Annotated in this window: 13 protein-coding genes; 6 read left to right on the top strand and 7 right to left on the bottom strand. The window is 52.4% G+C overall.

The features are described 5' to 3' along the window. The first annotated feature begins 130 nt into the window (after positions 1–130). Positions 131–1,738 (top strand): helicase HerA domain-containing protein, encoded by a 1,608-nt coding sequence (locus tag BP727_RS03780; RefSeq protein ID WP_013720622.1) that lies wholly within the window; start codon positions 131–133, stop codon positions 1,736–1,738. A gap of 151 nt (positions 1,739–1,889) precedes the next feature. Here BP727_RS03780 and BP727_RS03775 read toward each other — a convergent pair whose 3' ends face one another. Beyond that, the gene (locus tag BP727_RS03775; RefSeq protein WP_273278665.1) at positions 1,890–2,108 is read right to left on the bottom strand and encodes a dodecin family protein; all 219 of its coding nucleotides are present in this window, start codon (positions 2,106–2,108) and stop codon (positions 1,890–1,892) included. Between the two features lie 134 nt (positions 2,109–2,242). Here BP727_RS03775 and BP727_RS03770 point away from each other — a divergent pair, with 134 nt between their 5' ends. Both BP727_RS03770 and BP727_RS03765 read left to right on the top strand, forming a co-directional pair. After that, complete coding sequence (locus tag BP727_RS03770; RefSeq protein WP_273278666.1) at positions 2,243–3,640, top strand: hydroxymethylglutaryl-CoA synthase family protein; 1,398 nt, start codon at positions 2,243–2,245, stop codon at positions 3,638–3,640. Between the two features lie 159 nt (positions 3,641–3,799). Next, positions 3,800–4,051 carry a hypothetical protein gene (locus BP727_RS03765; RefSeq protein ID WP_276619246.1) on the top strand — a complete coding sequence of 84 codons (252 nt, stop codon included), beginning with the start codon at positions 3,800–3,802 and terminating at the stop codon, positions 4,049–4,051. Positions 4,052–4,080: 29 nt separating this feature from the next. Here BP727_RS03765 and BP727_RS03760 read toward each other — a convergent pair whose 3' ends face one another. The 3 genes from BP727_RS03760 to BP727_RS03750 all read right to left on the bottom strand — a co-directional run bounded on the left by BP727_RS03760 (position 4,081) and on the right by BP727_RS03750 (position 7,554). After that, the gene (locus BP727_RS03760) at positions 4,081–4,968 is read right to left on the bottom strand and encodes a sulfide/dihydroorotate dehydrogenase-like FAD/NAD-binding protein (RefSeq protein ID WP_273278668.1); all 888 of its coding nucleotides are present in this window, start codon (positions 4,966–4,968) and stop codon (positions 4,081–4,083) included. Between the two features lie 196 nt (positions 4,969–5,164). Continuing rightward, positions 5,165–5,575, bottom strand: coding sequence for a hypothetical protein (locus BP727_RS03755; RefSeq protein ID WP_273278669.1), 411 nt, complete (start codon positions 5,573–5,575; stop codon positions 5,165–5,167). A 269-nt stretch (positions 5,576–5,844) separates the two neighbouring features. Continuing rightward, on the bottom strand, positions 5,845–7,554 hold the full coding sequence (locus BP727_RS03750; RefSeq protein ID WP_013720628.1) for an AMP-binding protein: 1,710 nt from the start codon (positions 7,552–7,554) through the stop codon (positions 5,845–5,847). A 347-nt stretch (positions 7,555–7,901) separates the two neighbouring features. On the opposite strand from BP727_RS03750, the gene BP727_RS03745 reads away from it, so the two are divergent. Next, positions 7,902–8,072, top strand: coding sequence for a hypothetical protein (locus BP727_RS03745; protein ID WP_276621037.1), 171 nt, complete (start codon positions 7,902–7,904; stop codon positions 8,070–8,072). A 72-nt stretch (positions 8,073–8,144) separates the two neighbouring features. Next, positions 8,145–9,752 (top strand): FMN-binding glutamate synthase family protein, encoded by a 1,608-nt coding sequence (locus BP727_RS03740; protein ID WP_013720629.1) that lies wholly within the window; start codon positions 8,145–8,147, stop codon positions 9,750–9,752. Positions 9,753–9,878: 126 nt separating this feature from the next. Here BP727_RS03740 and uvrC read toward each other — a convergent pair whose 3' ends face one another. Beyond that, positions 9,879–11,438, bottom strand: coding sequence for an excinuclease ABC subunit UvrC (gene uvrC / locus BP727_RS03735; protein WP_273278670.1), 1,560 nt, complete (start codon positions 11,436–11,438; stop codon positions 9,879–9,881). A gap of 185 nt (positions 11,439–11,623) precedes the next feature. Between uvrC and BP727_RS03730 the strand changes: the two genes are divergently transcribed. Continuing rightward, positions 11,624–11,779: a hypothetical protein gene (locus BP727_RS03730; protein WP_273278672.1), complete on the top strand. Its 156-nt coding sequence runs from the start codon at positions 11,624–11,626 to the stop codon at positions 11,777–11,779. Positions 11,780–11,847: 68 nt separating this feature from the next. Here BP727_RS03730 and thiE read toward each other — a convergent pair whose 3' ends face one another. After that, positions 11,848–12,447, bottom strand: coding sequence for a thiamine phosphate synthase (gene thiE / locus BP727_RS03725; protein ID WP_273278673.1), 600 nt, complete (start codon positions 12,445–12,447; stop codon positions 11,848–11,850). Positions 12,448–12,487: 40 nt separating this feature from the next. After that, the gene (gene thiM / locus BP727_RS03720; RefSeq protein WP_273271965.1) at positions 12,488–13,300 is read right to left on the bottom strand and encodes a hydroxyethylthiazole kinase; all 813 of its coding nucleotides are present in this window, start codon (positions 13,298–13,300) and stop codon (positions 12,488–12,490) included. Between the last annotated feature and the right edge of the window lies 1 nt (position 13,301).

Raw genomic sequence — 13,301 nt, 5'->3', positions numbered from 1 at the left:
CATCAATGATCCGGACTAATCTTTTTATACTTCCAGATCTCTATTAAATCCTGGTTTATAGCAATGGGGGAAATGGAAAATTTTTGAAGAATGTGTTGCGCATGGAAGCGCACGAACGCGGTGATGGTCTTTGAGGTCGATAGTCAAGGGATCTGTGGGCACAATCGTTGGTGAGACCACACCTACTGCATTTAAGTTTCTCATAAGTAAAGAGGTTGGACGGGGCACATACATAAAAGCCAAAGGAGATGGCAGGGAGTGGATCTTAGCCCAGATTGAGGACATAAAAAGGTCTAACACTGCTTATACCGTAAACCAGCTCAATGATGCAGCCAGGAACTACGACTCCAGAGAGATGATGATCGCTGAGTCGAGGGTGATTGGCGTGGAAAGCAATGGCAAGCTGCGCCTCCCCACCAGCCCAGCCCGCCCTGGAGAGTCGGTATTCTTGGCCGATGAGAAGCTGATCAAGGCAACCCTCGGCCTATCTAAAGGCGACATGTACATAGGCATGCTGAAAGGCTACGATATCCGGGTGGAGATGGATGCCAATACCCTGGTGCAAAAGCACTGTAGCGTTCTGGCAAAGACCGGTTCGGGAAAATCCTATACAGCAGCTGTGATACTTGAAGAGCTCCTGGACAGGAAGGTGGCACTGCTGGTGATCGATCCTCATGGGGAGTACGCCTCCATGAAAGAGCCGAACAACGTGGGCGATTTCAGCAAATATAAGGTCAAGCCCCGGGGATATGATATCACTGTCTATACTCCAGGGGAGATGGCCATGAATCCCAGGGCGGACAGGCCATTTCGCTTCAATTCATTGAACCTCTCGGCAAGAGAGGTGGCGAAGATGATTCCCAATGAGAGCAGCAGCAGCGGCCAGCTGGGACTGCTCTATGAGGCCATCAGCGCCTTGAGAGCGGAGACGGATGCCTACACCCTGGAGGATATCATAGAGCAGGTGGTGAGGAGCAACTCCAAGGTGAAGTGGAATCTGGTGGGCCAGCTGGAGTCTCTCCTGGAGCTGGGGCTCTTCTCCGGTACGGCGACGCCATGCGACGAGTTGCTCAGGCCTGGGAGGGCGGCAGTTATCGATATGACTGGGATCATACCTGAGCTTCAGGCCATGATCGTCGCCCGTCTGCTGACCGATATCTTCGAGGCCCGAAAGCGCAGGCTGATCTCTCCTGGAATGGTGGTGGTGGAAGAGGCGCATAACTATATTCCCGAGCGGGGGACAGGAAATGCGGCATCCACCAATATCGTCCGCACCATTGCCGCTGAAGGGCGCAAGTTCGGCCTGGGACTGATGATCATCAGCCAGAGGCCGGCCAGGGTGGACAAGAACGTCATATCTCAGTGCAACACCCAGATCATTATGAGGGTAACCAATCCCAATGACCTCAAGGCGTTAAGCAAGGGCCTGGAGGGCATGACCACTGACCTGGAGGAAGAGATCAAGAGGTTGCCCGCTGGTGTGGCTATGCTGGTGAGCAATGAGATAGAAAGGCCGATCACTGTCAACATTCGACCGAGAAAATCGAGGCACGGCGGGGTCAGCACCGAGATAGTATCCCGGGAGAAGGCGAAAGCCTCCTCCGTCCAGCCAGCAAGAGCTCTGGAGAAGCGATCAAGGCCTCAATCCCCGGAAAGCTCTGGGAACGAGAAGCCAGTTCGAAGCAAGAAGAGCCAGAGCAGCGGTGGGCTGCTAAAAAAGGTCTTCGGCAGGGCTTGAGTCAATCGGTCATGTGCTGCAGAGGGGAGGGCCAGAGCCACCCATGAGGGTGAACTCCTACCAGCTTTCCCTATTCTCTCAAGCCATTTTCTTTGCTCTTTCTTGCCCAATTTTTGCCGGATTACAGTTCAATTGATAGACCTGGCCGGATCTAATCGCTCTCTCCCTCATACTTGAACGAGAGGCGGACCTTCGCCCTGTACTCGGCGATCTTCCCATTATCCAGCCTGACATCCAGCTCCTTGACCTCAGCGATGCGAAGGTCTCTGAGGGTCTTGGTTGCCCTGTCGACAACTGTCTTGACGGCATCTTCCCAGCTGGTGGTCGAGGTCCCAACTAGCTCTATTACTTTGTATACATCTCCGGACATATCCTTCACTCCTTAAATTTTAATCAATTATTGGCTCTTTTAGTTGATATATTTTCCTGATATTTCTCGATTAATAGCAGCAAAAGCCTGAAATAATATCCTTCCAACCTCTGGCCAAAAGGAGAGAGGCTATCTTGACCGGCATTTTTGGCAATTCTTCGAGAAGCAATTCAGTTTCAGACCATTCGCCATTCAAGCAGGCGGTGGGAATTGACGACCTGGCCGTCTATATTCCGCAGCTTTACCTTCCTTTAGAGGGGGAGTTCTCCCGCCGGCGAGAGATCGATCCGGGCAAGCTCACCCGAGGAATTGGAATAGAGAGGATGGCCATTCCCGATGCCCATGAGGACGCAGCCACCATGGCCGCCATGTCACTTCTCGAACTGATGCGCCGCTGCGACCTTTTGCCTGAGGATATCGGAAAAATTCATGTTGGCACAGAGTCTGCGGTCGACGAGGCCAAAGCGATTGGAACCTATGTCATCGGCATGCTGGAGAAGGTATATGGCCCTGGCTCATTTCAGCACTGCTCCACGGTGGAGTTCAAGTCGGCCTGCATCGGCACCACTCTGGCTCTGGAGAGCATCAGCTACTGGGTGGCTGCCGATGAGGGCGAAAGGGTCGGGGTGGTCATAGCCTCTGATGTGGCCAAATACCCACTGGGCTCCTCTGCAGAATACACTCAGGGGGCAGGAAGCGTCTCATTGCTGGTCAAGAAAAATCCGAGGATTGCCGCTTTAGAGCAGATCTATGGCTGCTTTACTCGGGATGAAAACGACTTCTTCCGCCCGACAGGCTGCACAATGGCCACGGTCAATGGCAAGCATAGCAACCAGTGTTACCTCGATGCCATGCAGGGAGCATTTGCATCATTTGCTACCAAGGCGGCTGGAAAAGGAATAATCAGTCCAAAGAATGGGGAGTGCACCACCGACTCAATCGACCACCTTCTCTTCCATATCCCCTATCCCAGAATGATCGAATATGCTTCCGCCGCCATATTCCGGCAGGACTGGAAGAACAGCAGCCGGTGGAGGGATGTTGAGGCGGAGATCGGACCGGAGCCCGAGGCTGGAAATTATGATGATCCCGAGAGCTATCAGCACGACCTGGCCAGCTATGCCCGGAGTTTTGCCCGGTCCAGGCAGTTTCTGCAGGCTTATAATGCCAGGGTTATTGATTCGGCAGCTCTCTCTCGTTCCATTGGGAATATCTATACTGGTTCGATCTATCTGGGCCTGGCCAGCCTCCTGGAGTTGCAGAAGCTCCGGGCGCATGAGAGGCTTTGCTTTGGGGCTTACGGAAGCGGATGCTCGGCCCTGGTCTTCTCGGCGCGGGTCAGCTCGGAGTTCTCTTCTGTACCGTCAAGGGGCCTTTTTGGGAGGCTGGAGAAGAGAAGGGAAATATCCCTGGAAGAGTATGAATTGCTGCATGAGGGAGTGAGAAAGGAGAGCCTGATCCGGCCTTCAGGGGAGTTCGCTCTGGCCCAGATCGACCACCAGGGATACCGGCATTATGAGTATGTGACATAATTGCCGCATTCTTTTTTTTATCTGGCATGAGGCCTGATCGGCAGCAATTCCATCATATCATCATTTGTATCTTATTCATACTTTCTATTATGTAAAAATGGTTTATAGATATTGTTTTTTGGCAAAAGTACTTAACCTTATACGTAGCAGTTGTTCTCCATGGAAGCACTGTCATCCATCATGGAAAAGCTGGCCCGCCCCCAGAAGTATCCCGTCGGCAGCAATTCCCGCCAGGCAGACCAGGCGGCTCTGGAGCTGGAGACGGCAAAGGAGATCCTGGCTGAGGTCTTCAGGATCAGGACGTCGGAGGTGGATGAGATGATTCTGGGCCGTTTAGAAGAGGCTCTAATCATCTCTGATCGCTCGAACGGAGATGGTCTTTGGCCGCGGGAGTTTCGGCTGGATGGCTGAGTGCTCTTTTTGCAGATTTATGTCACTCTTCAGTCCTTTTCCAGCTCCCTCTCCTTTTTCCGGATCACTTCTTCCATTCTGCAGCTGTGCAGCTCAGTTACTCCGTGAGCCTCCAGGGCCTGTACCTCCTCTTCTTGGAAGGACTGCAGCCTTTCCATGAGCAGATCGAAGTTCACTTTGTGGCCGTCGAACTCCGGGCCCTCCACACAGGCCAGCCTCATCTGGCCGTCAACCTCCACCCGGCAGCTGCCGCACATTCCCGTGCCGTCGATCATGATGGGGTTCAGGCTAACTATGGTCTTGATCCCGAGGGGCTTGGTGATCTCGCTAACCCTCTTCATCATGGGCACCGGTCCGATAGCCACCACCACATCCGGAGTCTCCCTATCCAGCACCTCCATCAATAGGTCGGTGACCAGAGCATTGCGTTCAATGGTGCCGGTATCTGTGCAGACCAGCAGCTCATCGGAGACTGTTTCCATCTCTCGTCTCAGGATGATCAGCTCCTCATTTCTTGCTCCGATGATGCTAATCACCCTGCTTCCTCTGCTTTTGAGCTTCCTGGCAATAGGATAGAGAACGGCAACGCCCGTGCCCCCGCCAACGCAAATTGCCGTGCCCGCTGCCTCCACCTCAGTAGGCCGGCCCAGGGGTCCAACCACATTCTGATAGGAGTCTCCCACCTGAAGGGTCTTGAAAAGGGCGGTGGACCAGCCCACAACGGAGAATATGATGGTAATGGTCCCAATCTCCGGATTGGCATCCGAGATCGTCATCGGCACCCTCTCCCCTAATTCATTTGCCCTGAGCATCACAAATTGGCCGGGCTGGGCCACACGGGCGATCTTTGGGGCCTCAATCTCATTGAGCACCATCCTCCCCCCTGCCATCTCCTCTCGCCGAACTATCCTGTTCATTCCGCCTCCTGACGACCTGTCATTCTAGTATCATTCTGTTTTTGCAGATAAATGAAATTGACTCGATTATTGAAAAGCAGTGTATCTTGTTATGAGATATAACAATTAGCTTATGATTCCAAACGGAAGGACGTAGCTTGAGGATCTTGTAGTGAAATTTGTAGAGGTATTATTGTCTGCAGAAAATATGTGCGGCCTAAATCTTAAAAGCCTTAATTCCTCCAATTGTACCTCTATTTTTGTATTCACTCAACTCATTCATCTCCTGCCTCTCCTTATAGAGGGCATAAATCATAAATATAAAGATCAATACATTGAATATCAGAATTAAGATTAACCAGCCGCCTTCGGAGATAATCCCTAATAAACTTGCTCTGCCCACGATAGAAATCAAGAGGCAGAATACCAGGAACATGAGGCATTGGGTGGCTTCTTTTTTAGCCGCCCTAAGAGCGCATTCCAGATGATCGCACTCCTCCTTTTGCTCTGGACAATTTGGCCAGAGCTTGCCACATTCTGTATGATAGGAAGGGTTCTCTCCCCAGCTTGGATAGCTGGTTCTATATGTTCTGATTTCCCCCGTAGCCAAGCGAAGAGATAGTGCCATCCTTTTTCACCCTGATGTTAACTCTGCAATGCTGCAGAGTTCTTCAAGCACTGCCTGCAGTTAAGTCCTCTACATAATTATAAGTACGTTTTGCAGATTCAAGGCATCGAATATAGATATTGAAATATAAACGCTAGAATGATGATGGAACGGATGATATATTCTATGATTTAGGTGAATTGATGAGATGAATGATGTCGAGAAGAGAAATAGATATGGGCCACCGAGGGCTCAAAAATTGAGGAGTAAAAGAGCGTCCACCCCCCCGCTCAGGCCGTCTTCATCTCCGCCGCCTCCTCCAGACCCAGCTCCTTGATCGAATCCTCTCTCATCTTGTACTTCTGAATCTTTCCGCTGACCGTCATGGGGAAATCGTCCACGAACTTGATGTACCTGGGAATCTTGAAGTGCGCGATTCTGCCCTTGCAGAAGGCTTTGATCTCCTCCTGGTTGGCAGATGCGCCATTCTTAAGCTTGATCCAGGCCATCAGCTCCTCGCCATACTTCTTGTCCGGAACGCCGATCACCTGCACATCGCTGATGGCGGGGTGAGTATAGAGGAACTCCTCGATCTCTCGGGGATAGATGTTCTCTCCTCCTCGAATCACCATGTCCTTGAGCCTGCCGGTTATCTTGCAGTAATCGTTCTCGTCCAGCGTCCCCAGGTCTCCGGTATGCAGCCAGCCTTCTTCGTCTATGCACTGCTCCGTAGCCACGGGATTGTTATAGTATTCCCTCATGATCATATAGCCTCGGGCACAGATCTCGCCCGTCTCCCCACGGGGAACGATCTTTCCCGTCTTCGGATCCACGATCTTCATCTCTGTATGGGGCATGGGCTTTCCCACAGTCGAGACCCTCAGGTCCAGGGAGTCATCGGTGGATGACATGGTGATCCCTGGGGAGGACTCGGTCTGGCCGTAGGTTATCACCACTTCACGCATGTTCATCAGGGTGCTCACCTTTTTCATGAACTCAATGGGACAGGGCGATCCGGCCATGATTCCCGTGCGCAGGCTGCTAAGATCGAACTTGCTGAAATCGGGGTGCTCAAGCTCAGCCACGAACATGGTGGGAACTCCATGCACCGCGGTACAGCGCTCCTTTTCTACCGCGGAAAGGGTGGATACGGGGTCGAAGTGCTCTGCCGGCAGGACCATGGCGGTCCCGTGAGTCACAGAGGCCATATTGGAGAGAACCATGCCAAAGCAATGATAGAATGGGACCGGTATACATAGCCGGTCTTCTTCCGTGAATTTCATGCACTCTCCGATGAAGTAGCCGTTGTTCAGTATGTTATGGTGGGTCAGGACCACGCCCTTGGGAAATCCTGTCGTGCCCGATGTATACTGAATGTTGATGGGATCGTCGAAGTCAAGGCTCGCCTGCCTCTCCGCCAGAACCTCATCTGGAATCTCCTCTCCCATGCGGAGCACTTCCTCCCAGGTGTACATGCTGGATTGCTTCTCTCCCCTGATCAGGACAGCTGTTCTCAGGAAGGGCAGCTTCTCGGAGTGGATCTCTCCCGGTTTGCTGGTTTGGGCCTCAGGGCATACCTCATAGAACATCTTGACGTAATCCGAGCTCTTGAACCGGTCCATGAGGAGGAGGACCTGAGCCTCGGACTGGCGGAGGGAATACTCCAGCTCATGGGTCCTGTAGGCGGGGTTGATGTTCACCATAATGATTCCCGCTTTGGCAGTGGCATACTGGGTGATGATCCATTCTGCTATGTTCGTCGCCCATATGGCCAGGCGGTCGCCCTTCTTCAGCCCCAGAGCTATGAATCCCTTTGCCGTCCGGTTTAGCTCCTTTTGCAGCTCGCGATAGGTGTATCTCTTTCCCTGGTGAATGGAGACAAGTGCATCATTATCCGGATATTTCTCAGCAATCTCGTCGAACATATCCCCAATGGTCTTTCCAATAAGCGGTTTTTCTGAGCCGCGAAATGCATAGCTGTGGGAGATTTTGCCTGGCATGGAGCTTTTCTCAATCCCTCAGGGAATATAATTGTATCTGCTCTTTTTCGCTTTTTTCATTTATGAGTCCAGTCCGCTAGCATATGCTCATCCCCGCCCTCGTTATCCCCGTGCCTTTGATTTCTCGGGCATCTTACATATACCAATTTTTTATTATGATGTTTTACGAAATATTCATAAGATTTATGATATGAATAATTATGATCAATTCTCAAAAATAACTAAGTAAAGGCCAGAGAGAGATTTGCTCAGGTGAATGGATCATGAGAGCAAGAGGCTGGACCACATGGGCAGGTTATTCGCCAAAAGCAAGCGCAATGATGAATACGAATATTTTCAGGCTGTGCATGAAGCCCTGGGATCTGATTTTGCCGGAAGAGGGAATTGATGAGAGGCTGAGGAGCCCGGAGCCCTTCTGGAGGCTTCATGAGATGCATCTATCTGAGAAAGATGCAGCAAATAACAGCTTGCTGCCAGTGAGATCCAGAATAGAAAGGCCGGATAAAGTGTTTGTTTGAGCGCCAATAAATTTTATTTTTTTTAATGAATAAGCCAAGCAGTCTGCATATTTATAATCAGAGGTATCAAGGATGAATCTAAGAAGACCGAATGCCAATGAAGCAACAGGAACATTCAACCGATCAAGAAATGTGGTGCCGATGTCAGGAATCTGCACCAGATGCATAGATGGCTGCAAAGGTGGCTGCGAGACCTGGCTGGCCTCTTTCAGGGGAAGAGAGGTGCTGTATCCAGGACCATTCGGAGATATGACCGCTGGAGCGGACAAGAACTACCCCCTCGACTATTCCCACCTCAACATCCAGGGTTATGCCGTGGGAGCCTTCGGCCTTCCCGAGGGGGTGGAACCGGGACCGGACACGTCCATCTTTCCCAATGTGGATGTCTCCACCGAATATGGCTGGTCTGACAAGGTTTCGATGAAGCTTCCCATATTCACCGGTGCTCTGGGGTCTACGGATATCGCCCGGAAGAACTGGGAGCACTTCGCCATCGGTGCCGCTATATCCGGCATCACCATCGTCTGCGGGGAGAACGTCTGCGGAGTGGACCCCGAGCTGGTGCTGGATGGTCATGGTCAGGTGCAGAGGTCTCCGGAGATGGACCGGAGGATCGAGACCTACAGGCGCTTCCATGAGGGCTGGGGAGAGATCCTGGTGCAGATGAATGTAGAGGACACCCGCCTGGGGGTGGCAGAGTATGTCTCTTCCCGGCACGGCCTGGAGACAATAGAGCTGAAGTGGGGCCAGGGAGCTAAGTGCATCGGCGGGGAGATCAAGGTGGACCGCCTGGAAAGAGCCCTGGAACTGAAGTCCAGGGGTTATATGGTTCAGCCCGATCCAGGGAACCTGGAGGTGCAGATGGCCTACAAGTCCGGAGCGATAAAGGAGTTCGAGAGGCACTCTCGCCTGGGCTTCGTCTCCAGGGATGGCTTTTTCGATGAGGTTGACCGGCTTCGCGGCCTGGGATTCAAGCGCATCACCCTGAAGACAGGGGCCTACAGCATGGCTGAGCTGGCCATGGCCATCCGTTATGGAGCTGAGGCCAAGATCGACCTTCTCACCATCGATGGTGCCCCTGGAGGTACGGGCATGAGCCCCTGGCCGATGATGAACGAATGGGGCATTCCCACCTTCTACCTGCAGGCGCTGGTCTATGAGTTTGCCACCAAGCTATCCCGTCGGGGGAAGAAGGTGCCAGATATCGCTATGGCCGGCGGCTTTTCCACTGAGGATGGTGTCTTCAAGTCCATTGCCATGGGCGCGCCCTTCGTAAAAGCGATATGCATGGGCCGGGCGCTGATGATTCCGGGAATGGTAGGAAAGAACATCGGCAAATGGCTCGAGAAAGGAGAGCTGCCGGCCAGCGTCTCCAAGTACGGCAGCCGGCCGGAGGAGATATTCGTCTCCTACGAGGATCTTCATGCCAAGTATGGCAATGATATGAAGGATATCCCCTGTGGAGCAGTGGCCCTTTACACCTATTGCCAGAAGTTCAAGACGGGAATGCAGCAGCTTATGGCCGGATCGAGGAACTTCCGTCTCTCTACCGTCTCCCGAAAGGATCTGATGGCGCTCACTGAGGAGGCGGCCCGGGTCTCAGGAATAGATTATGTGATGAATGCCTACCGCGACGAGGCAGAGGCAATCCTCGACGCCTGGATAACGATAAGCGAATGAGGTGGGATTCATGATCTATGCTGTGATTGCAGTTCGATGAAGGAGGTTGCCACGGATGGCTCTCCTTTATCTATCCTCCTTTTCGGACTGCGGGATAGAGGGAACCTGGGGCCGGGCTAACCCTCTTCACTCTGTCAATGCCTTCTTCCTAAGCAATCTGTTATAAGCGATGGCAAACCTGTGGGCTTCATCTCTGATCTCCTGCAGATAGAGCGATGCTTTTTCATTCTTCTTTATATCCAGTGGCCCTTCCAGCCCGGGCACATAGATCTCCTCCTCTCTTTTGGCCAAAGATATGATGGGGACCTTAACCCTCATCTCCCGCAGCTCCTTTAAGGCTGAGCTGAGCTGGCCTGCGCCTCCATCGATGACAATCAGATCCGGAAGCTCCTTGTTCTCCTCCTTCAGCCGGGAGTAACGCCTGCGCACCACCTCGGCGATGGAGGCGAAGTCGTCTCCACCCTGAACATCCCTGATCTTAAAGCGGCGATAGTTGCTTTTATCCGGCTTGCCGCTCCGGAACTGAACCATCGAGCCCACGGCGAATGAGCCGGCCAGGTGGGAGATATCAAAGCACTCTATGACCTCGGGCTTTTTGGGCAGGTGCAATGCCTCTTGCAGAGCTACTAGCTTTGCCCGATCGCCGAAGACGCTGATCTCCAGGTTCTTTTGGGCGAGCAAGAGAAGCTCCTTTTTCTCCCCCTGCTTGGGGACGGTGACCCGAACCTTCTTACCCTTCAGGTGAGCCAGAAATTCCTCCAGAGAATCATCGAATGGCTCCGGGGCGATCAGCTCCTCTGGAGGCTCGTTTTCCGAGTAGTACTGCACAACGAACTCCTCCAGAAAGTCCTCGCTGGAGGGAAACTGGTATTCCTCTTTTCCCGCCAGTGTGCCCCGATAGACCTTGAAGAGCATGAGATAGACGATTTCTTTATCCATCAAGTAGCTGATGACGTCCTGGTCGTACTTGCGGTTCTGCTCTACCCTCTGCCGCTCCGAAAGCCGCTCAAGGGCATTGATCTCATCCCTCAACTCTATGGCCCGTTCGAAATCCTGCCGATTGGCCCGGCCCGTCATCTCCTCTTTCATAGAGCTGATCAGCTCAGCTGTTCTGCCGCTCAGGGCGGATTTAGCTCTCTGGACCCTTGCCTGGTAGTCCTTCTTCGTAATCTTGCCTATGCAGGGGCCTGAGCAGTGGCCGAGATGATAGCGAAGACACGCCCTCTTGGGTAGGCGCTTGCAGGTGCGCAGGCCGAAGGCTTTGCGAACTATCTGATAGACAAATCCCCTCTCTTTGGCGGATACAAAGGGACCATAAAATGAGCCCGGGCCCTGGGCTTTGCGGGAGATTCTGATCCGGGGGAACTCTTCGTCGGTCAGATGAATTGAGGCATAACGAGAGGAGTCCTTGAGCTTGATATTATAGCGGGGCTGGTGCTTTTTGATGAGGGTGTTCTCCAAGAGAAGCGCCTCGACCTCAGTATTTGTGACTATGAAGTCCACCCCTTTTATGGCTGCCACCAGGGCCGCCGTCCTTGGGCTGTGGTTCTGCTTCTGAAAATAATTGGCAACCCTTTTTTTGATGTCTCTGGCTTTGCCCACGTATATGATATTACCCCTGTCTTCAGGGCTGTCCCGGAATATGTAGCAGCCGGGAAGATGAGGAAGTGAATCTAAGGATACCATTTTTTTTGACCCGGATGGATGTATTTGACTTACCAGGAATTCGGATGCCTATAAGGGCTTTGCCTTTCAACCCTCGCGCATAGTTGGATCGCGGTCAAATTGTCGAATGCTCCAATAAACAACCAGGATATATAGGATTAAAAGTACCAATATCTATATAAACTAAAAAACTAATAAACAATTTAATGCCAAAGACCACATTGACATTATCTGAGCCGGTGGCCAAGACCTTGAAGCTCTTCACGGTAAAAGCCAAAGGCAATATGCATGCTCAAAGCCAGGTGGTGGAAGAGGCATTGATTGAGTTTTTCCAGAGACATGGAATAGAGATCGAGAACTGAAAGCTCCAAAGTGGTAATTCATCCTAAGAGGGTTAAGCCAGGGTATTAAGAATCGAGCAACAAATCGCTCAAAACAGATCCTGGAACCTCTTGATCTGGGCAGTCGCATCATCGCTGGCGACGACGCAGGATATCGCGCACAGGCCGTCTGCTCCCGCCCTGATGACTGCAGGAGCATTGGAATGGTTGATTCCTCCAATGGCGATGAGAGGGATGTCAACCTTCCGCCGGATCTCCTCGATGAGAGCGATTCCGGCAGGCTTTCCTGCATCGGATTTCGTCGCCGTCTGGAATATCGGGGAGACCCCCAGATAGTCAGCCCCAGCCTTCTCTGCTTCCACTGCTTCTTTCAGGTTATGGACTGTCACCCCTATGACCTTCTCCTGCCCCAGCAGCTTGCGGGCAGTGGTGCAGGGCATGTCCGACTGGCCCAGATGGACGCCATCTGCGCCCACGGCAAGAGCGATGTCTATTCGGTCGTTTATCAGGAAGGTCAGATCCCGGCAGATCTTTCTCAGATGCAGGGCCTCCTCATACATCACCCGGGTTTCAGCATTCTTATTCCTGTACTGCACTGCCTCAACCTTGCAGGCAGCAGCCTCCATCACATCGCTGATGTTCCCCGCCCGGCTCAATCTCGAATCGGTAATGAAATAGTATCCCTTCACCCTTCAATCCTCTGCTCATTGATTCATCTAATCTGCCAAATTATGCAATGCGATCTTCTCCCAACTCGATCTTCTGCATTCTCCTTATGGTCTCGGAATCCAGGTTGTAGACTGCATCATAAAGGTTCTCCTTGAACGATCCCGGTCCCGCCGCAACCAGGGCCGCGATCTCTGCTGCCACCTCATAGCAGATCAGCCCGGAGACGGAAGCAACGACATGATCAGTTTCGACGGCCGCAAATGCTCCAATCACCGATGTGGCCATGCACCCTGTGCCCACTACATTGGCCATCATGGGGTGGCCGTTATGCACCCATATCGCTCTCTTCATATCGGCCACGATATCATCCTTGCCGGTGATGACCACAGTGCAACCTCGCTCCCCGGCAAGAGAATGGGCCACCCCCAGCAGGTTTGATTCGATATCTGCGGCATCAACTCCCCTGGTTTTGACATCCTCTCCTGCGATGCGGGCGACCTCGGACGAGTTGCCTTTGATGATGCTTACTTCGACTGCATCTAAGATCTCCTGGCATTTTTCGTCCCGGAACCTCGTCGCTCCGGCGCCGCAGACATCAAGGACCACGGGTATCTTTTTCTCATTAGCGCTAATTCCGGCAAGCAGCATGGCATCAACGAATTCCGTGGTGAGGGTGCCGATATTCAGGACCAGAGAAGAGGCTATCTTTGCCATATCGGCTACCTCTTCCCTGGCATGTGCCATTACCGGAGAGGCCCCAAAGACTTTGACGATATTGGCGCAATCGTAAATGGTGACGAAGTTCGTCAGGTGGCATACCAGGGGCTTATCCCTTCTCACTCTCTCAAGAACCTCTGCTGCATCTAATATCATC

The organism is Methanosaeta sp. UBA356, assembly GCF_002496465.1.
GTDB lineage: Archaea > Halobacteriota > Methanosarcinia > Methanotrichales > Methanotrichaceae > Methanothrix > Methanothrix soehngenii.
Note: the sequence above shows the minus strand (reverse complement) of the source record. Positions and strands in the feature narration are given on the sequence as shown.